Consider the following 20571-nt stretch of genomic DNA (forward strand, 5'->3'; position numbering starts at 1 on the left):
ATATAACTGGTACGGTATCAATCTCTTTCATGGTCCCTTAAACGTACACATTTATGACTGAAATACGGATCGGCTATGCACGTTGTTCTACTGATAAGCAGGATTTGACTGCCCAGCAAGAGGCGTTGGTAAAACTCGGCGTTTCCGCGGACAGAATTTATATTGATAAAGGCCTGACCGGTTCAAACCGGCAAAGGCCTGGCCTGGATCAGGCGCTGGCCGCTGTTCGTAGTGGTGACACGCTGGTTGTTCCCAAGCTTGACCGCCTGGCCCGTTCAGTTCCTGACGCCCGGGAAATCGCAGACGCACTGCAAGTCAGAGGTGTGAAGCTTGCTCTTGGAACCAGCATCTACGATCCGGCGGACCCGATGGGGAAAATGTTCTTTAACGTGCTGGCCACGTTCGCTGAGTTTGAGGGTGATCTGATACGCCTGCGCACCCGGGAAGGTATGGCTGTTGCCCGTGCGAAAGGGAAACTGCGGGGGAAACAACCCAAACTGTCTGATAAACAACAAAAAGAGCTATGCCGGATGCACGGAAGCGGTGAGTATTCAATCAGCGATCTTGCTGAATTATTTTCGGTCTCACGACCAACAGTCTACCGGACACTTTCACGAGAAAAGAATAATCGATTTAACCGCAAAACAGCGGTAACTGGCAAAGATGGTGGGTGACTACTGCCGAAGCCAGTATCGCACTGATGGCACCGCCCAAATAATTGATTGACGAATCCCACGCAATTAACACCGTGGCATCCTGAGCAATCGTTACATCACAAAGAGGAAATTTTTGATGGCTATACAACGAACCGGTCACCGTTATAGAGATACATATACTGGCAAGACAATCGACACCTGGTTTCCGGCCTCTGGCGTCGTAAGAAGGCGTAGCTGCCTCGCAGAGAAAGTTGGCCTCATCTCGGGTGACCTGGTTGAAGTTGTGATCGAATCACTTGAGGCTCCGCCGGTTTCTACTGAGGATGCCTACTTACGCCTGCACTTGCTCTCCGACAGAACAGTTGCACCCAACGAAATCAATCTCGATGGCATCTTTGGCCTGTTGCCTAATATCGCATGGACATCTGCAGGTCCTGTATTTCCAGGTCGCGTCGATGAACTAAGGGATCGAGCCGCCGATGAATGCCATCATGTCACAGTCTCGTCGGTCGATAAATTCCCCCGAATGACTGATTACCTTGTGCCAGAAGGCGTACGAATTGCTGATGCGGACCGGGTGCGACTCGGTGCCTACCTGGCCGCCGGCACAACTGTAATGCACGAGGGCTTCGTTAATTTCAATGCGGGCACTCTCGGAGAATCGATGGTTGAAGGTCGCGTGACGCCTGGTGTGACGGTTGGCAGGAATTCAGACGTGGGCGCTGGCTCATCCATCATGGGAACCCTTTCTGGCGGTGGCAAGAGCAAAAACTCTATTGGAGAGCGCAGCCTGCTCGGTGCTAACGCCGGTATCGGCATTTCGCTTGGCGATGAGTGTATTGTCGAGGCCGGTCTGTACGTTACGGCCGGTACCAAAGTGAAGATGCCAGATGGTCGTGTCATAGCAGCAAAACAGTTGTCCGGTCAGTCAGGCTTACTGTTTCGTCGGAACAGCCAAACCGGAGCAGTCGAGGTTCTATCGACCAACTCCTCGCGATGGGGCGGCCTGAATTCGAACCTGCACAGCAACGACTGACCGACGTTTTTGACGCCGTTACTGCTTACCGTCGAAAGGGCATTATTGGATTCAGAAGCACCACCGTTATTTCTATCTATTGACCTTGATGCACTGGTTACAGAGCTGAAACTGGGTTAACGGAAATTTCGGCGGTTCCGGCGTAGACCCCCATAAAGCTCTACCGGGTAATGTTTAAGCATCCGTCCACAGCTTTATTTGGGGTCCGTCTGATATAAAGTATTTTTTGTACGGTAAGCGGGGTTTAGGGTCCAGTGATGTAAAAAACCACGCTAAGCAGTCTCTTAAATTAATTTTGATAAGCTCTGGTGTCAAAATGACCAAAAGGCGATATCTGGAAGCACTTTTTGGGCCCGGATATGCAGGCTCAGAAGCCTTGATATTTCATACTGCTAATCCACTAACGTGGTTTTTTAGCTCGGTTGGCCTTCAAACCCCACGTACAACAATTTCCGATATCCAAATTGACCCCCTTCTTCATTCTCTACTACTGATAAGATGTTAAAAGGCGGGGAGTGGTCACCCCCCACCTTTAGCTTGCTACCGCAGAGATACGCCGCAACGGCGGCAAAGCCTGCGACCACTCCGACCGCGCACAGAAGCTCCTGGACTGGTTTAAGCGGGTTTTTGTCTTGCAGGGCAACGGGGTAATCGCTAATCAGTCGGCTTCGCCGGGCGCTCCGGCGGATGCCAGAACGGAGTCCTCTTAAGTCTGATTTCTGCCGGCATGTGCCTGCGGCACATTCATGGTCACGCTCACTGAGCAGGACAGGGACGGGCTCTGTAACCCGTGGCACGTTTGCGCTATCTTTTCGGGGAAGAATACTTAACACGGTGAGGTTTCAGGTGAGTAAAAAGAAAAAAGGCAGCAAAATTTCAGGGGATCCACGTAAACGCGCTGCTGCGGCTGCACTCAAAGAACAGCAGCTGCAGGTGCGTGTACTAAAAGTTCGAGAATTCATTGATATGAATAATCCTGACGATATTGCAGGTCTGCAAAGCGAAGCCCTGGACCTGAAATCTGAAGACATCACCGAAGATTTTCTGCACTGGTATCAGAGCAAAACGAACATTGATTATGAGTCCATGTCCGGTTTAAGTTTCCTGTGTATGCCCTTCTTTGACGCTCTCCTTGAAACAGGGGAAAAGGATATCAGTACCGGCGTCGTTAATCTGGATGAAATAGCGACATATCTCAAAGATCCTGCCAATACGCCATCACACATGCCTGCAACCTGGGACGAACAGACCCACCTGCATCTTATGAGTGTTATCAAAGAATTTCTTGAGTTGCGTGGATACCTGGATGATTTCGATGAATTCAGAAATATTGAGCCATATAAAGAGAAAGTTCTCGAGCAGGTATGCAGATTTTATGGTGATGAGCCTGCGGTTTTTTCTCTTCCCGGTAACGGTGACTGTGCTGTGTCTGAGCATCCGTAAAATATGCCGCGCCAGTTATCAGGGAAGGTAACATGTACACCAATTCAGCCCTGGCCGAACAAATGCGGGCAGAAAAGTTTCTGGCCATAGCCCTCGATCATGCGCTCACAGGTGTTAAAGGTGAGATGTTAAAGCAGGTTGATAACCTTCAGACAGGTGCGACAAGGATTGCCTTCTACGCCAGCTGCTTCACGCAAAACTATCAGGATGTCTGCGCCCGGCAGAAAGCAGAAGACATCCGGTTCGCAGAAAATCTTTTTGGCCTGATTAATAAGTGGAACGTTATTGAGCGGATGATCCGCATTTACGTCGATCTGTTACTGCAGAACCTGACCCCTGAACGTCTGAGGCGCATAGAAAGGACGTTATTCAGACAGGGCAGCAAACTTGTCACAGGCTCATTCACTAATCAGGCACTGGCAAGCGCGATCACAACCGCAGCCTGTTATTCGTTCGGTATGAAAGTCACGCTTAACAGTATGTTATTTAAAGTCAGTATCATTTCCCTGACACTGACAGGCTGGTATGCCTATGTTCAGAAGGCCGCTGATGCGTCTGCAAGATTAAAACAACATGATGGTATTTACTGGCAGGCGCTTTATGCAGAAAAACTGGAAATGCTGTATTTTCTTATAGAACCTGTTATCAGCAGAAATCCGCCCCTGAGCCGGATACTTTCTTCTGATGAAGAAATTGCTGCTGCCATCATGCGGATACTGAGATGAATTACATAAAAAAATGGCTGCGCCTGCAACTCAGGCTACTGGCCAGTATCGTCATCTGCGCCGTACTCATCGTTTCTTTTGCAGCGCTGGGCGGAAAATACTGGCCTGATTACGCATGGGGTTCGACGGTCATTTTCACCTTGCTGCTCATTCTGCTGGCTGCCCGCCTTACTTAACGATGAAGCGTTGCTAAGTACCGCTTTACCCCAGGAGCACTACCGAGATAATCACCCAGCTGGCCAGCCCCTGACGATGAAACCTGAGCGTGTCCCGGCGGACAGCATGCTCCAGCTCTTCTCTGGTAGGCTCATGATCACATTCCAGCAGAGTGTCTTCTGTCCGCGTTTCCCCGTCGCTGCTGTGCTCATACGTTATTTTATAGGTTGTCATCCTGGCTAACTCCCGCTTTTAAATATGTCTGTCGTTCCGGTGATAATGCTTCTTCCGGACATTCAGTTCCGCGTCTACATCAAGCATAGCCGGGTTATCAGTCCAAGAATAAAGAGATGACCGGCATAAGCCATGTAGAAGAACATCGCCGGCATGAATCGCCGTTCGTGGCCGTCTGTTAGTGTACGGACCAGACCGACAGCGGCGGCCGGCAGAAGACACGTGGGCAGGATGGACAGCATCAACACCACTGCCGGTACCTGCGTGACATGCTGACTGTTGACCATGAGGAGCGCGACAATCGCCATCAGGGCAGCTGCTCCGGACAGGCGTCCCGGTGGTGAATGCAGGAACGTTGCCAGCGAGAGAGCCAGAACCAGCCCGGACAGACCGTAACTGGCGAAAGACAGCGGCCAGACCATCAGGCTGAGCAGTGCCAGACCGGCAGCCAGGCCGCGCATCCGGAAGCGGTGATACCACGCCAGCAGCTGCGTCGCACCGGCGAAGACGAACAGAATATTGAGGGCATACCACGGGTCGTGCCCGGCAAAGGCGAAAGAAAAGACCGGCTGCGTGACGATCGCCCACAGCCACATCCTGTTTGCCCGCGTCTGGAGCCGGTGCGGATTGTGAAGCACGTTGCGCGCCCAGATGAGCACAAACAGGGGAAAGGCCATCCGTCCCAGCGCATACAGCTCCGGCTGCAGGTGTGGCAGCAGCAGTGTGTTCGTGTGATCGACCAGCATGGTCAGCAGGGCGAGCACTTTCAGCCAGTCCGCCGCAGCGGGGCTTAAATTCAGTCCGGCCCTGACCTGTTCCGGGAATGCCTGTATTTTCGCACTCAGTGTGAGCATGATATTTATCCCGTGATGAATCAGGCCTGCAGGCACGGATAATATAATCCTGTGCCCACTGCCAGAATACCCTGCCTTTATAAGGCGGAACAGCCGCGCCGGATTTCTCCAGTATTTTACGGGCAACGGATTCTGGCTTATCCCGCAGTATTAACATGGCCTTCATTTTATCTTTGTTATCAACTGCCATTCTCAGTAACCAGAAACTATTCATAATGCACTGTATAGAAAATTAATAATAACTGTTTTCGGCATTTAACTTAAAAACTTTAAAACAAATCACTACATATATAGGGTGGCGACGAAGCGGGTATTATGCTTATGAACTAATTTCCAGACTACAGATGATTATTGTTTGATGAGATTGATGAGTACTTCCATATTTGTATCAAACGAGAACACATGATACCTACGAACCCTACGGAGATGTGACGAGTGTACTGTTTAAGAGCGCCCACCCCGGCACGCCAGCTTTAAGAAAATTAAATGGGCACAGTACCAGTAAGTAATATGAAAAAACCGCAAACGAAGCGGTTTATGATACTTATGCCACACCTGTATTTAGATCCTTTTAATAGGAATCAAAAAGGCCATCTGCATATCCCAAAGCAAATGCAACATAAGGTGATTTATGCCTTACCGCGCTTGCTTGGCTATCTAACAAATCATCAAGTACGGATTCAACATCTATTGAGGTTACTTTACTGATTCCAAGCTCATAGCCGCGTTCATAAGCGCATCCTGCGCATACATGCCGACCAAAACTTCCTTGATCTTCAGGTAAGCGATCAAAAAAGGATCATGTCGATGGTCCAGCTGGCAAGTCTCTGTCATTTCCCTGCGTCCTCATAAAGATAACTTCTGGATGGCATAAGTTTTGTGCCAAGCCTGATTTGAAGCCGGTTCGCTTAAAAAAAACAGAGCAAACCTTAGTATTATAATACCTTTAATAGCCAGTATCACATTTTATAGAGCGCATTTTGGTACGTAGAATGAAGCATCTGGCGTAGTGGAATCTTTTACTTTCATGTTTCGCATAAGATAGTTCGTAGTCATTTAATCGGCCATCTAAATGGATTAATTTTCTACGTAACTTATGGTCAAGGTACACTCCGTTAGTACTTAAAACGGTAGCAATATCTTTCCGCACTGAAAATAGCTGATTTACGTGATGGACTGGCGGGCATCCATTAATACTTAATTTTCTGATAGAATTGGGGTTTTTTCTTGGCAGAGACCATTTTTTATATTCTTGAAAAGCTTGTTTCTTTTGTAAGGAAGTTGCCGAATCTAAGACCCTGTTAACCTTTGCAATGCCCCTTGTCATGTAAGTAGATATATCCATTTTTAGTTGTACGGTTGCTTTATAAGCAACTCGACCTGCTAAAAGGCCGTTGATACTAGAAGGTATTGTCAGAGCGGTCTTAATAAATTCTATGATCATCATTACATTCCGTGTTAGCTGTTCGATTACATATGCCCTTTGTGAGACATCACTAGTATTCTAACGTTTTTTTTCTCTTTGTCAGCGGACAGTACAAAACCTGTAGTCATACCTGGTCATGGGACTGTAACCCAACCGTCCAAATGCACGATTAGTACGTATTTTAACCATGATGTTGCTTTCACAACCTTGACACTGAAAAGAGTGACAGAGTTGGAAGAATTCTATCCCTTTATAGCATCCTGTTCTGGTAGAGGAAGACTTTTGTCTGTACGAAACCGACTGGTTTCGTACGCTGTTTATCGCACCTGTCCAAAACCTAGTGAAATTAGTTTCGTACATGCGTTATAATTCGTACATCCATTTCGTACAGAAAATAATGTCATGTCACGTGTTTTTGCCTACTGCCGGGTGTCCACCCTTGAGCAGACCACTGAAAACCAGCGACTGGAAATTGAAGCGGCCGGTTTTAACGTCAGACCCCAGCGACTGATTGAGGAACAGATCAGCGGTTCTGTGGCCGCCAGCGAACGGCCAGGTTTTGCCCGACTGCTTGATCGCATGGAAAATGGTGATGTACTGATCGTCACCAAAATGGACCGTCTGGGGCGTGATGCTATGGATGTAAGAAAAACAGTGGAGCAGCTTGCAGATTCACAAATCCGTGTTCACTGTCTTGCTTTGGGTGGAGTAGACCTCACCAGTCCGGCCGGAAAGATGACAATGCAGGTAATTTCAGCAGTAGCGGAATTCGAACGAGACCTGCTACTGGAAAGAACCCACTCAGGCATTGCCCGGGCCAGAGCTTCAGGAAAACGCTTTGGCCGTCCGCCTGTACTGGATGAAGAACAAAGAAAGGCTGTAATTGAACGAATTAAATCTGGAGCAAGTATAAGTTCCATTGCTCGGGAGTTCAGTACTACACGGCAGACAATACTCAGGGTCAAGGCAACCCAACGACCATTGGCTATTTAAAAAATTTCTAATCGAACGACTAACTTACCTAGTGGGGAATACTATGACGAGATCAATTGAGAAAATTGAGTGTGATCTGGAACGAGCACGTCGGGAACGTGATGCATGGGGGGCAGTAGTAAGGCAAAGAATAATAATCAGTTTGATTTAGCCAATGTTTATGTCGCTTCGTTAGAGAAGGAACTTGCAGACGCTATCAATGAGAAGAGCAATCAAATGAATCATAACTGATTGATATCTCTATATCCAAACTGTCCCTTTTAGTACTTCTGGCTTCAGGCGCCCACGTCAACAATCAGGCAATAGCTTCAAGATTGGGGCAATAAAAAAGCAGCCGAGGAATTTTTTTATTTTTTCGGACGTTTTGCCCAAGCGGCGCGCATAACTGGCATAAATTTCGGCGGGATAACGCCCATTTTGGGCAATGGGATTTTCACGGTTACGCCAGGCGATGTTTCAAACCACACGTCATTAAAGGGCAGCTTTTGAAGTCGGTTCAGGTCGAACTTTGTCGATGCATCAAGCCCAGCGGTATCTAGCTGAGCATCAATGACGAATTCCCCGTCGTAGACTTTACCGATCTGCGATGTTCCGTAAGTAATAAGTACAGCGTGAATATCGGTAAACGCATTCAAAACAAGCCCGGGGCGTGGGTATGGCCCCGGATTGCCTAAGTTCTCACTATGAGGAAACTTACACCAGAGAATGTCTCCGGGTTCTGGTAATGGTTTGAAGTCAGTGGCCATGCGCTTCCTGCTTATTTAAATAACGGAGAGTCCAGATCTTCTTCTGTAATTTCCATACCTGACATTTTGGTAATGGCAGCGTGTTGGGCATCGGTCAGTGGACCGTTATCCAGTTCGTAAGCTGGCAATACATCGCGCGCCAGGTAGCGCAGCGCTTTATGAACCAACTCAGTCTGGTTAAGAGCGAGTTGTTCCATAAGGCGAGTGAAAGTTTCTTCGCTTACACCGTATTCGTTGTCGAGTGCGCGTAGTTGGAACAGGAATTTCTTCGGCGCACTTTGAGCGCGACCTTCCACTTTGCTTTTAACGACGCGAGAACGGCGTTTTGCTATCGCGATGGTGTTAGTTGCAGCAATAGTAGTCATGATTTACCTCTCTGTCTTATGACTATATGGAAAGTATATAGTAAAAGAATACAATTTTCTATATAGATTACATATAGCATTAATCAAAACCGCGACAGCCAGTTGCTCATGGAGGCAGGTCAGACGGCAGAGTTTTTCCAGCGCGACAAGTAGTGCCTGTCACTTCCGCGAGTCGAAAAACTGATGTAACTCATCCAGCATAATCAGCACACGGCGACCAGTATTACGGGGAAACATTCGCCGCATCTCACCCGTCAGTTGCTTCTTCTCCCATCCGTAAGGGAAAATAATGCTGTAGTCCCTCCTCTCAGGGATGATATCAGGGCCAGCGACGATACGCGCAATGGAAAAACGTTTATCGGAGTGACGGGGGAAGAGTAACGTCCCGTCCTCATTTCATTTGACGCCAAACATATCCAGAGACTGTTCGATCACCACTGTTCGCGTGGGGAAATGCTCGCGCATCGTTTTCATCATATTTTCCATTCCAGACTCCTGAATTAATACCTGCAGCTGTCTGACCAGTCAGAGAGCAGCGTTATGCTGGCTCACTCCCGGCGACATCATTCATTTCACACTGGAGCCCGCGCCTGTATTCGGCAATATTGTAAACCACCCGTGCCGTCATAACGGCGTCAGTGAGGGCGGAATGTGCCTCCCCGGTCCAGCTCAGCCCGGCCTGACTGACAGCACCGGAAAGCGATATGGTACCGTAACGGTTTGTGGGACCGTAATAACCCGCAGCGAGCCGCATGGCGCAGTACACCGTCAGGGTGTCCAGCCAGCTGGCAGGGTCGTTATACGCTGCCGCTGTCTGCTTAAGGATCCGTGTATCAAAATCAGCATTGAAAATAACCAGCGGGCGCCGGCCGATATGGTGCTGCAGCTGCTGCGCAATATCAGGGCAGAATGGCGCACTAACCAGCTCATCGTCACTTATACCGTGTACTGCAGCCGCTGCCGGATCGATACTGACAGTCGGTTTCAGGCGGGTCTCAAATATCCTCTCACCGCGGGAATTAACCAGACCGATTTCCAGCGCCTGCGCGCCGGCATCAAGTCCGGTCGTTTCGGTATTGAGGAAGACGGGCACCGGCTACTGTGATTTTGTCTCTGATAGCATTGACGGTCTGCTTCGTGAAGGTGAAATGTCGTTATCTGAGTACATTAGCGATTGTGAGGAGGAAGGTATTTAACCCTTCCGTGCAGAAGAGGCAGAACGCTTAACAGTTCGTGTATCTGGTCGTTTAGGTTCACGCCTCACAACTGTTGCTAAACAACATTCGATCTCGAAGAATCAGCTTATTGTCGAAGTGCTGGAGCGTGAGTTTTCTCTTGTCTGATGGCGCGATTAATTATAAAAAGGCCGCAAAGCGGCCTTTTGTTGTTAAGATCACAAGATATTATCATGTGATCTTAATGGGTTTATGCGTGGTTATTGGAGTTTTGCTTGCTTAATCAGATCTGAACGTTCATCCGGACTAAGTTTTTCAAAACTCATGATTGCAGCTCTGACAACATCAGATCGGTTAACACGACTACCTGAGTTGTTCATTTCATCTCTTATGCAGTTATCAATTGATTCCAGATTCGACATAGCAAAAGAGATACTGACTGGTTTTGTTTTGCTCTTCTTTTCAGCTATTTTCTCTTGAGCTAATCCTAATCCAGCAGTACCACCATTAATGAATGCGCTCTCATCTCTTGGAGGGGTGTTAGCTCTGTTCCTCATCGGATTAACTCCTTCACTAGTGCAGTAATTTCTTCCTGCGCTTTTTCATTTTGAGTTTCGAAAATTGTAAGGGATTCAGCCCATGCGTCACGATGAGCTTTTCTGTCACAAATTCGGGTATCAGCTAGCTTCATCTGAGGATAGTCTTTGAGAACTTCAGCAGCTTGATGAGCCTCATTAACAAACATATTGGTGGGGGCCATATTCAGCACCAGATATCCTCTGACTTCCTCGTTGAAATCCTTGGCAGCGGTAAAAACTGCGCAGGTGTGAGGAACGACATCTAAATCCATCTGCGAAGGTCTCAAGGGCGAAATAAAGACATCAGCTGACATTAGACCGCTACGCATTTCTGCACTATCACGCCCAGCGCAGTCAGCTATCACGTAATCATAAGATTTATCATGCTCTTTGAGCATTGCTTTAATGTTCCCGGTGGCACCAGTAACTGGAATATGAGGCAGCGTTTCTGGTCTGTTGTTATACCAGGTGAGTACAGACTTTTGATCATCCGCATCGACAATGATAACTGTTTTACCGGCTGCTTTAAGGCATGAAGCTATTGAGACTGCTAACGTACTTTTACCTACACCACCTTTCTGACTTCCTAAAACTATGATCATAACAACCTCACAAGATAATAAGATGTGATCAAAGTATAATAACAAGATGTTATGTATGATTTAACGTAGAATAGTTCATTCTGCATAGTTACTATCTGTTTTATGAGTAAATTACTTAGATAACAAGATAACAAGATAACAAGATAACAAGATAACAAGATGTTAAGTTTAAGGCTTTAACTATGAGAGATGAAAACATCAGGGGTGAAAAGTATCTGGCTATCCATATCAGATAAAGCATTAGCGTTAGATTGCCAGCTAGTACTTATCTTGTTCTGCAAATCATGAGTTACCAGACAGTCTGGACAATACCGCCTGGCACTTTAGCAGGTGCATATGAAGAGTGAAGACAAACAGGAGCATCTACTTCATACACGCAGTATGTAAATTATTAACGATGGGGAACTGAGGAATTAAGTAAGTGCAAAATAACTACATCTTGAAAACATTATGTCCAGCCAATGTGACCCTGCCTATGCTGTTAATTCCTCAAACGAGGTTGATGCGCTGAAATCAGTCTTCATCTGATTCAGATTGCACTACGGAACGTCCGGGGGCGTTGAAAGTAATCGATATGTTCTTTCGGGCAAATCCGTCATCTGAAGTGTCGTCCCGGACGCTCAAATTACGGATCAACGGGCTGTTCTCTTCAATATGTTGGGCAATGTCCCGAAGCCATTCGGCAAACATTTTTTTATCCATGTCATTTACTCCGCGGTTAAAAATTAACCACCACACTGTACCACATACTGTGGAGATAGATATTGCTTCTGAGTAAAAAGTAACCATAGTTCAAATTATCCTGCCTGAACCTTATACGTGTGCTCAGCGGTTTGTCCGGGATGAATACAGCGTACATTAAATGCGTATTATAAAATTTGCTGCCGCATCCGGAATCCTCCGGGTTTGCCCAACCCGTCACACCCGGACTGAAAGGCCTGTCCGGGTGCACCGGGTTACCGGTTGTGGCCTGTGCGGTTACTCAGACCGGAGCTTCGCACGGCGTCCTGCCGTGCTTGTGAGAGCAGGGTGCCGGGGCCACCTGGCTTATCCAATCCGGGCCAGGGGGATCTCTTTCCAGCGTGTGGTGTAGGCAGGACTGAGCATTTCCCGTTTCATTTTCCACTGCGGGGCGATGCCACGGCCGGCAAACCATACCTGACCGGGGCCGGAACGGTTGATCCCGTCCAGAACGTTCATCAGCTCCTGGCTGTGCGGGCGGGGCTGCTGCTCATCAAACAGGTTCAGCTGGGCCACGCCGGTGGTAAAGTCATTCAGCATGACGCCGGCTTTGGCATACCGGTGGCCGTCCCGCCAGATACGCGCCAGCCCGCGCATGGCAGCCGCAATGATATCGCGGGTGTCCTGGGTGGACGTCACGAGCTTTTCAACCGCCACGTTGCCGTAGTAAGGCTCAGAAGCGGCATAGGGTGAGGTCTTGATGAAAACCGCGATATGCCGGCAGTACTGGCGCTCACCGCGCAGTTTTTCGGCGGCGCGCTCAGCATACTGGCAGACTGCCTGCCGCATGTCTTCCGGGGTGACAATTCTCTCCCCGAATGAGCGGGAGCAGACAATCTGCTGCTTCGCCGGCGGCGCTTCTTCCAGCGGGATACAGCTTTCGCCGTTAAGCTCCCGTACGGTGCGCTCGAGCACCACACTGAAATTCTTCCGGATGAAGGCCGGGGATGTGCGGGCCAGCTGCAGGGCCGTGGTGATCCCCATTGTGTTCAGGGTGCGGGCAATACGGCTGCCGACGCCCCAGAGCTCCTGGACAGGCTGCAGGGAAAGCAGTTTTTCCGTCCTGGCGGAGTTGCCCGGTGTCAGGGCAAGGACGCCCCGGAAAGCGGGCCATTCCCTGGAGGCCCACTGCGCGGATTTGGCCAGCGTTTTGGTTGGTCCCATCCCGACGCCGATGGTGAGCCGGGTACATGCCTGAAGCCCAGACTCAGCCTGCAGAAGTCAGGTGTTCGCTGCACTGGGTGTAGCCATGGGGGAAATGACGTTATGTTACTTTGGATCTGTTCAGCATGTCCCTTTGGGACTGACAGTCGCGATGACCGATAACGGCAGTGCTACTTAGCGGACTCAACAAGAACGTTCGCTGCCTTACTTGGGTTCATCGTATGCACGACGCCAGTACGCAGTCCGGAGAGCAATGGGATGGCTGAATCGCTCGTGAAAACGTTCGAGCGCGACTACGTGTATGTAAATGATTTACCGAATGCCATCACTGTAATGGGAAAACTGCCGGAATGGATGGAGGACTATAATAACTGGCATACACATAAAGGTCTGAAAATGCAGTCGCCGGGAGAGTACAGAAGTTCACTATTCGCTATAAATTAACCGTGTCCGTTTATGCCGGGGCAACTCCAGGGTTTAAGTGCTATACCCCGTCACAAAGAGAGATATAAAGTCATGATTGAGACGATGAGAATCGCAGAGATTAGTGATGCAGAGGCCGTTACGGCACTGACAAGAATGGCTTACGCTAAGTGGATACCTGTGATTGGCCGGGAACCTCTTCCAGTGAAGGCCGATCACGCCGCGTTCATTAAAGAGCACAGAGTCGACCTTTTGTTCTGTGGCGCAGAGCTGGTCGCGCTCGTCGAAACAATTCAGTGCAAGGAAGATATTCTCATTGAAAACGTCGCCGTTGATCCACGTTTCCAGAAACGCGGTTATGGAAGAAAAATGCTGATTCATGCAGAGCAATTAGCAGTTCAAGCCGGTTTAGATGTCGTCCGGCTCTATACGAACTCGCTTTTTGAAGAGAATATTCGCTTTTACAACTCACTCGGCTATGAATTTGAATACAGTGAGGAACGAAACGGCGGAGTAATTATCCACATGCGTAAACGCGTGACCTGGACGATATCGGATGTGAAAAATGACAACTGAGTCAGGTAAACAGCACTACCTAAGACGGTTCCAGTCTACAGGTCATGCGCTCGTAGCGGACCTTAATGTACTAACAATTTCTGAAGATTTTCAATTCCACATAAGTGAGTTCAGTGAAATGGAACATTCACTGGATGAAATTCAAGCATCAGTGCTGGTGCCAGAAGTGAACACAATACTCACTCCTTTTCACTTCTGCGCACGCCTTTCTGAGTGCCGCCGGCGCGCAGTCCTGTCAATCGCATCCGATACGGTTTGATACAACGCGCAGGGAAAATCGTGACCCATGCCCTCGACTGGCATGAATTCGGCTCCGGCTATGGATGCGGCTGTATCCCTGCCACAGTCCAGAGGTATCAGTGGATCATCAACTCCGTGCACCACCAAAGTCGGCGCTACTATCCGCGCGAGCCGTGAACGGATATCGCCGGTTGCAGCTATCGCGGCAATCTGCCTTCCCAGTGCAGCCGGATCACAGGCACGCCGGGTTTCTTCCAAAACCAGGGCCCTGTGTGCTTCTTCATTGAAAGGGTAATCCGGACTGGAGATGCGCTTTGCAAATGCCATGCTGTGTGCCAGAAAGCCGGCCTCATCCTTCAAAGGATGAGGTGCAGGTTTCGTTAACATGTCCAGGATGTCCGGGGCCGCAGAGGGAAGATTCGGATTTCCCGTACTGGACATGATGGATGTCAAAGACAGCATGCGCTCCGGATGCTCACTGCACATCAGTTGAGCGATCATTCCACCCATTGATCTTCCAACAACATGTGCCTTTTCGATTTTCAGAGCATCGAGCAATCCCATCGCATCTTCTGCCATGTCGTAGAGCGTGTATGGCACGGCCGGTGGTCGGCCAGCCATGAGTGCGCTCACCAGATCTGAAAAATCCGGTGTCGGGGAGTTCGTAAAGTGTGTCGAATAACCTGCATCGCGATTATCAAACCGAATGACCCGAAACCCCTTAGCCACTAAACTCTTGCAGAACACTTCTGGCCATCGGAGCATTTGAGAACCGAGACCAGATATCAAAAGGATTGATCCGGCATCTCCGTACCCAAAACTTTCGTAGCTCAGGGTAATGCCGTTTGACTCAACGGATACCATCATTTTGCCCCTTCTTAAACCCGGGCCCATTAAAAGGAGTCAGAGGCAGAAGGCGTGAGTCTTCAAGCGCAGCCGTCCTGTGGCCAATACCTGCGAGATAATCTTTGTTGTTCGCTGAAGCGAAAAAAGACTGAACGCTGCTCTGGCGGACCATCATGATTAAATCCCAGCGCTCCTGCTCCGGACCAATGAGGAAAGATCCGCCCGATCCGAGAAACAAAAGTTCTCCCCCGCTTTGATGGAGAAAGGGAAGCGCGTGGTGAATGTAGCGATAAAAAGCGTCGGCACCGCAGACAGGGGCCTCCGGTGCCAACTCTGGGCTGGCGGAATAATCGGCGATATCACGGAATCGCAACATATTCAGCATAGTAATGCTGCCCTGTATTCGACGCTTGCTCAGCGCGCGCCCCGATTCCTGCGTGGGTTCCAGGTAGCGAGCATATGCAGATAAAGAAATCATTGGTTTTGTACTCTTTCGTCAATTAATGAGTGATCCACACGACTAGTCAGCGAATGCCAGTTGCATAGCGTGCTCCCGTATATCGCTGGGCCATGCGGCGATGAGCCCCTGAAATTTCACTGGCTCACTGGCAAAAAGCGCCCGCGTTGCTTCTTCAAATCCGGGCAGGTCACCTGCTATAGCAAGCATGAAGTAGTAGGCCCGTTCGAGCGCCTTGCGAACTTTTTCTTTCTCGCTGTTGGCTCGTCGTGCTTCCTCGACCAGCTTTCTCAGCGCCACAGAGGCCCCGCCGGGTTGACCGGCAAGCCACTCCCAGTGACGCGGAAGCAAGGTCACTTCACGCGCAGTCACGCCTAATTTCGGCCGGCCACGGCCTCTTGAGCGGCAAGGTTCTGACGTGTCGCTCTGGCTGACCCCCTCTGTCTGGGCGGAGGCTGCGGAGGTTAGTTTTGCAACGACCTCTTCCTCTGAACCTCTGATATCAATATCGACCGGACGACCTGTCGCATTATCGATTATCAGAAAAGGCCCTGCGGCCGTATTCTCACTTGCCCGCCTGACTGCCAGAGCATTGGTTTGCAGAGACCCCGTTGCGAGGCGTCTGTGGCCATCGAAACTCGTATAGGAGTCTGAATGCGATTCTTTCATAGACAGGTCTCTTCAGTGATGGCCACTGTGCAGACTATGTACACAGGAGCCTGGAAAAATCGGGAAGCAGAACATCAAAGGTATGAACCTGATGAACCAGGGGGAACTTTGCCTTGCCAGTGCTCCAGGCACTTGTCCAGCTCGGATGTGTAATCAAAGCCCGATTCTGGACGCTCCTTAATCAGCTCAAGAATTTCAAACACAAAGTGATCTTCCCCGAGCGAACGCCAGTCTTCCATCAACTCCGGATTCCGGTGAACACCCATGCGCAGCTCCATTCGGTGGCGATTCAGTGCACCGTTTAAATTGGTGCTTTTCCCTACCAGTTGTTTTCCTGTGATTTTGTTTGTGACGGAGAAAATCCCCATCGACGGGAACGTATGCTTGTATATGCTGGCGAGCTCTTTACGTCTGGCCTTTTCCATCAGTGTTTCTCCTTATCTGAAGCAATCGTACGGCCGGCGCATGTCTGCGAAGCCTGCAATGCTTTTACCTTCAACTAGGAGAGCGCATGTGCCGGCCAGCTCTTTCAGAGACCCGAAGGCGCCCGCAAAGAAGACTCAGGTTGCACCTTCAAAAAAGGTCTGTCGCCAGCCATATCGCACCTCAGTAAGTGACATTCTTTTTTAAATTCCTGCTCCCGGACTGCCCATCAGGAATTTCATCCTCAACCAGCCGGCGCTGAGCCGCGCTAATTTTTCACAGCTGGTCAGAAATCCATTCCCGGTAACGTCTGAATAAAGCGATGCCCCAACCGTTCATTAAGCAGGCTAATTCAGGCTCTGACTCACCCGGCTTAAAAAAAGACAGGCAATGGGTTCATGAGTACCCAGCCGTACTGGCCCATCATCCGACGCACATCCTGAGCAATTAGTCACGAAATGGAAGTTCATTCTTAGACGATGGCTTAATATTACCCGGGTAAAAAATAATGTCAATAACATCCGGGTATAAATACCTGTCGAAACTTTTATGAAAACGCCGGGAAGCCAGACAGGTATACATCAGCAGACGGAAGAGGCTCGCTACCGACTTATCAGCCCGGCCTGCGGCAGACTTCCGACCAGGCCTGTAGCTATGTGACAATCCGACACATTGGCCTGTATTTATACGGACAGCCTGCGTCGTGCAGCTCCGGTAACCTGATGAAGATGAGTGATTATGTTCATTGAGATGAACACCCCGTTGAAATATTCGTTCAGGGCAGGGTCAGATGGGACCGATTCTGGCAGGATGCGTCAGCACTGAGATCGGTTACGTGCAAAAACACGTACAGGTTTATACTGAGCTGCTGGCAACGACCTGACATATAAATATGCTTCTACAGTGAGGTTAACTATGGAACTAATATCTTATATTCTGTTTGCTGGCGCGTTATTTCTGAATGCAGGTGTTCCCGGACCCAGTATCACGGCGCTTGTTTCCAGAGTAATCACGAATGGCTGGCGCAATGTCATCCCTTTCATCGCTGCAATGTGGATCGGTGAAGTTATCTGGCTCACTATGGCAATGGCAGGTCTGACGACACTCGCGCAAACATTCCAGACAGGATTTCATATACTTAAGTGGGGCAGCATCGCTTATCTTTGCTGGCTTGCGATTAAAATGTGGCATAAGCCGGTTAATGAGGGGGCAGAGGAACTTCCCCGGCGTTCCTCTTCCTGGTCAATGTTCAGTGCAGGAATGGCATTAACGTTGAGCAACCCCAAAATCATGGTGTTCTATCTTGCCCTTCTTCCGTCTTTTATCGATTTGCCAAAAGCAGGTGCCAGTGAGTGGGCAATTCTTGCCAGCATTACTCTGGTTACACTGGCTGGCATAGATCTTACTTGGACATTCCTCGCCCACAAAGCACGGGCTTTATTACGTACTCCTGAAGCGGTGAGACTGGCAAATCGTATTAGCACTATTGCTATGGGCTGTGCAGTTGCTGCTATTGCGGTACGAAACTAATATTCTGATGAGTCTGCCGGAAGACTAAATATCCGGCAGTTTAACTTCAGAAAGGCGCAGAGGACGCTGACTTGCAGGTAAGCATAAATCCGTGCAGCTCAGTCTGAAAGATTGTTAAGAACCGAGCGCGCAAATACGTCTGGCCGCTCAATCATCATAAGGTGGCCGGTCTCAGGGATAACCGTATACGTAGTTGCGCACTCTTTGAGCCAGGCAGGAACATGCCACCCAGTTTGTGAGCGTTCGCCCGATATCAGATGAACCGGCATTAAAGACGACAGAATGTGACGCAGTCCTTCGAGATAACTTTCTTCACCTGTTGCAGCAACCACCGCCTGCGCCTGCGTCCGTATGGTGGAAACGGGCTGGTTATCGAGCCAGGCTGTGGCAGTCTCAATCGCAAAATCCGTAGGTGTTACGCCCGCACCTGCAATCCAGGCGGCAACGTCTGCGCGAAAAACACTGACCTCAGTCTGTATTTCTTCCAGACTCTGCTTTGATATTATCTGGGACCAGAACGCATCGCTTAGCGTGAGGTTACCTTCAATGAGAGTCAGGGAACTGACCAAGTCAGTATGGCGTACGGCCATCAGTACAGCAACCGCTCCGCCAACTGAATGACCTGCCAGATGAACCGGCCCGCACTTACATGCGTGAATAAAGCCTGCAAGATGGTCGGCCTGGTGGTTCAGTGTCCATCCGTTTTCTCCTTGCTTCTGGCACTGACCATATCCGATCAGGTCGGGAGCATAGATACATTGTTTGCCGAAAGGGGCAAGGATCCCGGGAGAACTGAGTGAACCAAAAAGACCATGTACGAGCAGAACCGGAGCCCTCATTTTAAACCTCACTTTACACTTTGCGCCACAACTGCGTGGCGGAGACCTGGAAAGGCCGCGCTGGCATCAGCGTGCGTCAACGCAGCCATGGTTATAACGACAACAATATCTCACGGGCTTTTCGCAGGTTGCACGGAACCGATTTTAACACCCGAAACACCCTCACCGGGAGGCTGGGCAGATAATCAATTAATTCTTCACAAGAATATCCTGAGAAAAATACCGTAATCAGGGGTATAAAATTACTCCTGTCTATTATGACTGGCAAAAGACAGCGATATTGGCGATAAAACTCTGCCAATCGGCTCCACTTAATCAACCAGTGTCATGACCGGAATGCGCGTCCAATACGGATATTTTTAAGTTTCTTATTATTACTGCGCACTAGAGCTTTATTGTTGAATGGCAATCAACATTAACGTGAACGATGTCGGCTATTAGAAAATTAGTCTCCGGAATCATTTATTTTATACATAAACGTTGTAGAGTGTAAGCGGTTTTCAGTTGACTTAGCATAATAAGGTATTTCCCCCGCTATCTGCCACCCTTGGGAAATATATAAGTCACTGGCCACATCTCCACTCCGTGTATCAAGGACAAGTAAAGAGATTCCTTTTTCCCAAGTTCTTTTTTCTGCCCGATGCATTAATTCCCGGGCAATGCCCTGTCGACGAGCCTGTGGATGGACGAGAAGTTTGGATATCTCAGCGCGATGGCGCCCATTAGGAATGCCACAATAGTTAATGATGACGGTTGCGGCTAAAAAGCCATTGTCACGGGCTATTAATAACTCGCAATCATGACTGGCAAGGCTGTAAATTTTATCTTTCCAGAACCTATCTATTGCCCGACGATCGTAGGGATCAGTAAAACCTACGCTTGCCCCATCTTTTACACACGACTGTAGCACGTCACCTAATTCCGGTAAGCATTGATGCGCCTGTGTAGCACTGATAATTTCATATTCAATCATGATTTACATATCACCAATATATAATTTGCACCGAGGCTCTCATGAGCTCTAAATGATGAGGATCCTGATAAATGAAAACGCAAACTGTTACCTTCTTTCAAGGTCCATTTTTCACGGTTCATCGTAATTGTTAATTCACCGGAATATAACCATATATAGTGTTCAAGCCCCTGAATCGGAGGGTTTGAATATTCAATGAAAGAACCCGGACGCAATTTACCATCGACCATCTCGCATCTGAACTGATTAGAAGGCGGTAATAACATGCGTCGCTCAAATCCATTAAGCTCATCCTGCCACAGGGTTTGCTGATCAACCCTGAACAAATTATCTGCGGCCTGTTCAACCTCACTAATAAGCCGGGACATCGTCATCCTGTATACCATACAGAGTTGGTTGAGGACCTCGGCTGTCGGGCTGACTTCACTTCGTTCAATGCGTGACAAGGATGCCCTGCTGATGCCTGATGCAGCGGAAAGATCCTCGAGCGACCAGTTATGTTGTAAGCGCAGCGCTGCCAGGCGTGTGGCTAATCGCGCTCTGTAATCTTTATTGTTCATGCTAAATCTCTTTTATGAGAATATATTCCCACAAAAGAGAATACAGATTACTGGAATCCTGTCAAGCACTATTGCAATGCTTCGCGCATCAGCCAGGCCACACTCTCAGACTTACCGCTACCATACTCATCAATCGGGCAG

At 49.0% G+C, this 20571-nt stretch carries 22 protein-coding genes and 5 pseudogenes; 10 read left to right on the forward strand and 17 right to left on the reverse strand.

What is annotated here, in order from left to right; all coding sequences use genetic code 11:
* Nucleotides 1-53: 53 nt before the first annotated feature.
* From IAE48_RS11120 to IAE48_RS11140, 5 genes are all read left to right on the forward strand, one after another.
* Nucleotides 54-674: a recombinase family protein gene (locus IAE48_RS11120; RefSeq protein WP_200134388.1), complete on the forward strand. Its 621-nt coding sequence runs from the start codon at nt 54-56 to the stop codon at nt 672-674.
* 118 nt (nt 675-792) lie between these two features.
* Nucleotides 793-1692 (forward strand): DapH/DapD/GlmU-related protein, encoded by a 900-nt coding sequence (locus IAE48_RS11125; protein ID WP_200134389.1) that lies wholly within the window; start codon nt 793-795, stop codon nt 1690-1692.
* Between the two features lie 846 nt (nt 1693-2538).
* A complete protein-coding gene (locus IAE48_RS11130) occupies nt 2539-3135 on the forward strand; it encodes a hypothetical protein (RefSeq protein WP_200134390.1) in 597 nt (198 codons plus the stop codon).
* Nucleotides 3136-3167: 32 nt separating this feature from the next.
* Complete coding sequence (locus IAE48_RS11135) at nt 3168-3860, forward strand: hypothetical protein (protein ID WP_200134391.1); 693 nt, start codon at nt 3168-3170, stop codon at nt 3858-3860.
* Entirely contained in the window at nt 3857-4036 is a 180-nt protein-coding gene (locus IAE48_RS11140) for a hypothetical protein (protein ID WP_200134392.1), read from the forward strand. The genes IAE48_RS11135 and IAE48_RS11140 overlap by 4 nt, the downstream gene beginning before the upstream one ends.
* A gap of 288 nt (nt 4037-4324) precedes the next feature.
* Here IAE48_RS11140 and IAE48_RS11145 read toward each other — a convergent pair whose 3' ends face one another.
* Nucleotides 4325-5104, reverse strand: a complete 780-nt coding sequence (locus IAE48_RS11145) for a TraX family protein (RefSeq protein ID WP_200134393.1) — start codon at nt 5102-5104, stop codon at nt 4325-4327.
* A gap of 946 nt (nt 5105-6050) precedes the next feature.
* A complete protein-coding gene (locus IAE48_RS11150) occupies nt 6051-6551 on the reverse strand; it encodes a hypothetical protein (protein ID WP_200134394.1) in 501 nt (166 codons plus the stop codon).
* A gap of 381 nt (nt 6552-6932) precedes the next feature.
* Between IAE48_RS11150 and IAE48_RS11155 the strand changes: the two genes are divergently transcribed.
* Nucleotides 6933-7523, forward strand: coding sequence for a recombinase family protein (locus IAE48_RS11155; RefSeq protein WP_200134395.1), 591 nt, complete (start codon nt 6933-6935; stop codon nt 7521-7523).
* Between the two features lie 347 nt (nt 7524-7870).
* Here IAE48_RS11155 and IAE48_RS11160 read toward each other — a convergent pair whose 3' ends face one another.
* The 4 genes and pseudogenes from IAE48_RS11160 to IAE48_RS11175 all read right to left on the reverse strand — a co-directional run.
* Nucleotides 7871-8269: a hypothetical protein gene (locus IAE48_RS11160; RefSeq protein WP_200134396.1), complete on the reverse strand. Its 399-nt coding sequence runs from the start codon at nt 8267-8269 to the stop codon at nt 7871-7873.
* A gap of 11 nt (nt 8270-8280) precedes the next feature.
* Nucleotides 8281-8634, reverse strand: a complete 354-nt coding sequence (locus tag IAE48_RS11165; protein WP_200134397.1) for a hypothetical protein — start codon at nt 8632-8634, stop codon at nt 8281-8283.
* A gap of 159 nt (nt 8635-8793) precedes the next feature.
* Nucleotides 8794-9159: pseudogene (locus tag IAE48_RS24320) on the reverse strand (hypothetical protein).
* Between the two features lie 13 nt (nt 9160-9172).
* Nucleotides 9173-9724 (reverse strand): annotated as a pseudogene (locus IAE48_RS11175) (exonuclease domain-containing protein); the annotation flags it as partial.
* Here IAE48_RS11175 and IAE48_RS11180 point away from each other — a divergent pair.
* Nucleotides 9711-9977, forward strand: a pseudogene (locus IAE48_RS11180) (toxin-antitoxin system HicB family antitoxin). The pseudogenes IAE48_RS11175 and IAE48_RS11180 sit on opposite strands and share 14 nt — an antisense overlap.
* A 92-nt stretch (nt 9978-10069) precedes the next feature.
* Here the strand turns inward: IAE48_RS11180 and IAE48_RS11185 are convergent.
* The 4 genes and pseudogenes from IAE48_RS11185 to umuC form a co-directional block, all read right to left on the reverse strand.
* On the reverse strand, nt 10070-10366 hold the full coding sequence (locus IAE48_RS11185) for a hypothetical protein (protein ID WP_200134399.1): 297 nt from the start codon (nt 10364-10366) through the stop codon (nt 10070-10072).
* The gene (locus IAE48_RS11190) at nt 10363-10989 is read right to left on the reverse strand and encodes a ParA family plasmid-partitioning AAA ATPase (RefSeq protein ID WP_200134400.1); all 627 of its coding nucleotides are present in this window, start codon (nt 10987-10989) and stop codon (nt 10363-10365) included. Before IAE48_RS11190 ends, IAE48_RS11185 begins: the two co-directional genes overlap by 4 nt.
* Nucleotides 10990-11502: 513 nt before the next feature.
* The gene (locus IAE48_RS11195; protein WP_200134401.1) at nt 11503-11691 is read right to left on the reverse strand and encodes a hypothetical protein; all 189 of its coding nucleotides are present in this window, start codon (nt 11689-11691) and stop codon (nt 11503-11505) included.
* Nucleotides 11692-12036: 345 nt separating this feature from the next.
* Nucleotides 12037-12921, reverse strand: a pseudogene (gene umuC / locus IAE48_RS11200) (translesion error-prone DNA polymerase V subunit UmuC); the annotation flags it as partial.
* A 141-nt stretch (nt 12922-13062) separates the two neighbouring features.
* Between umuC and IAE48_RS11205 the strand changes: the two are divergent.
* Together IAE48_RS11205 and IAE48_RS11210 are read left to right on the forward strand one after the other, a co-directional pair.
* Nucleotides 13063-13338: pseudogene (locus IAE48_RS11205) on the forward strand (integrase core domain-containing protein); the annotation flags it as partial.
* Between the two features lie 72 nt (nt 13339-13410).
* A complete protein-coding gene (locus IAE48_RS11210; protein ID WP_200134402.1) occupies nt 13411-13893 on the forward strand; it encodes an N-acetyltransferase in 483 nt (160 codons plus the stop codon).
* Nucleotides 13894-14082: 189 nt separating this feature from the next.
* Here the strand turns inward: IAE48_RS11210 and IAE48_RS11215 are convergent, their stop codons facing one another.
* The 4 genes from IAE48_RS11215 to IAE48_RS11230 form a co-directional block, all read right to left on the reverse strand.
* Nucleotides 14083-15000 carry an alpha/beta fold hydrolase gene (locus IAE48_RS11215; protein ID WP_200134403.1) on the reverse strand — a complete coding sequence of 306 codons (918 nt, stop codon included), beginning with the start codon at nt 14998-15000 and terminating at the stop codon, nt 14083-14085.
* Nucleotides 14984-15457, reverse strand: coding sequence for a DUF1330 domain-containing protein (locus IAE48_RS11220; protein WP_200134404.1), 474 nt, complete (start codon nt 15455-15457; stop codon nt 14984-14986). The genes IAE48_RS11215 and IAE48_RS11220 overlap by 17 nt, the downstream gene beginning before the upstream one ends.
* A 42-nt stretch (nt 15458-15499) precedes the next feature.
* Nucleotides 15500-16105 carry a DUF2239 family protein gene (locus tag IAE48_RS11225; protein WP_200134405.1) on the reverse strand — a complete coding sequence of 202 codons (606 nt, stop codon included), beginning with the start codon at nt 16103-16105 and terminating at the stop codon, nt 15500-15502.
* Between the two features lie 74 nt (nt 16106-16179).
* Entirely contained in the window at nt 16180-16530 is a 351-nt protein-coding gene (locus IAE48_RS11230) for a GIY-YIG nuclease family protein (RefSeq protein ID WP_200134406.1), read from the reverse strand.
* Between the two features lie 913 nt (nt 16531-17443).
* Between IAE48_RS11230 and IAE48_RS11235 the strand changes: the two genes are divergently transcribed.
* Entirely contained in the window at nt 17444-18058 is a 615-nt protein-coding gene (locus IAE48_RS11235; protein ID WP_200134407.1) for a LysE family translocator, read from the forward strand.
* A 98-nt stretch (nt 18059-18156) separates the two neighbouring features.
* On the opposite strand, the gene IAE48_RS11240 is transcribed toward IAE48_RS11235, so the two are convergent.
* From IAE48_RS11240 to IAE48_RS11250, 3 genes are all read right to left on the reverse strand, one after another.
* On the reverse strand, nt 18157-18897 hold the full coding sequence (locus IAE48_RS11240) for an alpha/beta fold hydrolase (RefSeq protein WP_200134408.1): 741 nt from the start codon (nt 18895-18897) through the stop codon (nt 18157-18159).
* 445 nt (nt 18898-19342) lie between these two features.
* Nucleotides 19343-19870 (reverse strand): GNAT family N-acetyltransferase, encoded by a 528-nt coding sequence (locus IAE48_RS11245; RefSeq protein WP_200134409.1) that lies wholly within the window; start codon nt 19868-19870, stop codon nt 19343-19345.
* On the reverse strand, nt 19867-20430 hold the full coding sequence (locus tag IAE48_RS11250; RefSeq protein WP_200134410.1) for a helix-turn-helix domain-containing protein: 564 nt from the start codon (nt 20428-20430) through the stop codon (nt 19867-19869). The genes IAE48_RS11245 and IAE48_RS11250 overlap by 4 nt, the downstream gene beginning before the upstream one ends.
* Between the last annotated feature and the right edge of the window lie 141 nt (nt 20431-20571).

The organism is Kosakonia sp. S57 (assembly GCF_016516575.1).
GTDB classification, from domain to species: Bacteria; Pseudomonadota; Gammaproteobacteria; order Enterobacterales; family Enterobacteriaceae; genus Kosakonia; species Kosakonia cowanii.

Coding starts and splice junctions, on each gene's coding strand:
- IAE48_RS11120 (WP_200134388.1), top strand. CDS start 54: ATGACTGAAATACGGATCGGCTATGCACGTTGTTCTACTGATAAGCAG.
- IAE48_RS11125 (WP_200134389.1), top strand. CDS start 793: ATGGCTATACAACGAACCGGTCACCGTTATAGAGATACATATACTGGC.
- IAE48_RS11135 (WP_200134391.1), top strand. CDS start 3,168: ATGTACACCAATTCAGCCCTGGCCGAACAAATGCGGGCAGAAAAGTTT.
- IAE48_RS11140 (WP_200134392.1), top strand. CDS start 3,857: ATGAATTACATAAAAAAATGGCTGCGCCTGCAACTCAGGCTACTGGCC.
- IAE48_RS11145 (WP_200134393.1), bottom strand. CDS start 5,104: ATGCTCACACTGAGTGCGAAAATACAGGCATTCCCGGAACAGGTCAGG.
- IAE48_RS11150 (WP_200134394.1), bottom strand. CDS start 6,551: ATGATGATCATAGAATTTATTAAGACCGCTCTGACAATACCTTCTAGT.
- IAE48_RS11155 (WP_200134395.1), top strand. CDS start 6,933: ATGTCACGTGTTTTTGCCTACTGCCGGGTGTCCACCCTTGAGCAGACC.
- IAE48_RS11160 (WP_200134396.1), bottom strand. CDS start 8,269: ATGGCCACTGACTTCAAACCATTACCAGAACCCGGAGACATTCTCTGG.
- IAE48_RS11165 (WP_200134397.1), bottom strand. CDS start 8,634: ATGACTACTATTGCTGCAACTAACACCATCGCGATAGCAAAACGCCGT.
- IAE48_RS11185 (WP_200134399.1), bottom strand. CDS start 10,366: ATGAGGAACAGAGCTAACACCCCTCCAAGAGATGAGAGCGCATTCATT.
- IAE48_RS11190 (WP_200134400.1), bottom strand. CDS start 10,989: ATGATCATAGTTTTAGGAAGTCAGAAAGGTGGTGTAGGTAAAAGTACG.
- IAE48_RS11195 (WP_200134401.1), bottom strand. CDS start 11,691: ATGGATAAAAAAATGTTTGCCGAATGGCTTCGGGACATTGCCCAACAT.
- IAE48_RS11210 (WP_200134402.1), top strand. CDS start 13,411: ATGATTGAGACGATGAGAATCGCAGAGATTAGTGATGCAGAGGCCGTT.
- IAE48_RS11215 (WP_200134403.1), bottom strand. CDS start 15,000: ATGATGGTATCCGTTGAGTCAAACGGCATTACCCTGAGCTACGAAAGT.
- IAE48_RS11220 (WP_200134404.1), bottom strand. CDS start 15,457: ATGATTTCTTTATCTGCATATGCTCGCTACCTGGAACCCACGCAGGAA.
- IAE48_RS11225 (WP_200134405.1), bottom strand. CDS start 16,105: ATGAAAGAATCGCATTCAGACTCCTATACGAGTTTCGATGGCCACAGA.
- IAE48_RS11230 (WP_200134406.1), bottom strand. CDS start 16,530: ATGGAAAAGGCCAGACGTAAAGAGCTCGCCAGCATATACAAGCATACG.
- IAE48_RS11235 (WP_200134407.1), top strand. CDS start 17,444: ATGGAACTAATATCTTATATTCTGTTTGCTGGCGCGTTATTTCTGAAT.
- IAE48_RS11240 (WP_200134408.1), bottom strand. CDS start 18,897: ATGAGGGCTCCGGTTCTGCTCGTACATGGTCTTTTTGGTTCACTCAGT.
- IAE48_RS11245 (WP_200134409.1), bottom strand. CDS start 19,870: ATGATTGAATATGAAATTATCAGTGCTACACAGGCGCATCAATGCTTA.
- IAE48_RS11250 (WP_200134410.1), bottom strand. CDS start 20,430: ATGAACAATAAAGATTACAGAGCGCGATTAGCCACACGCCTGGCAGCG.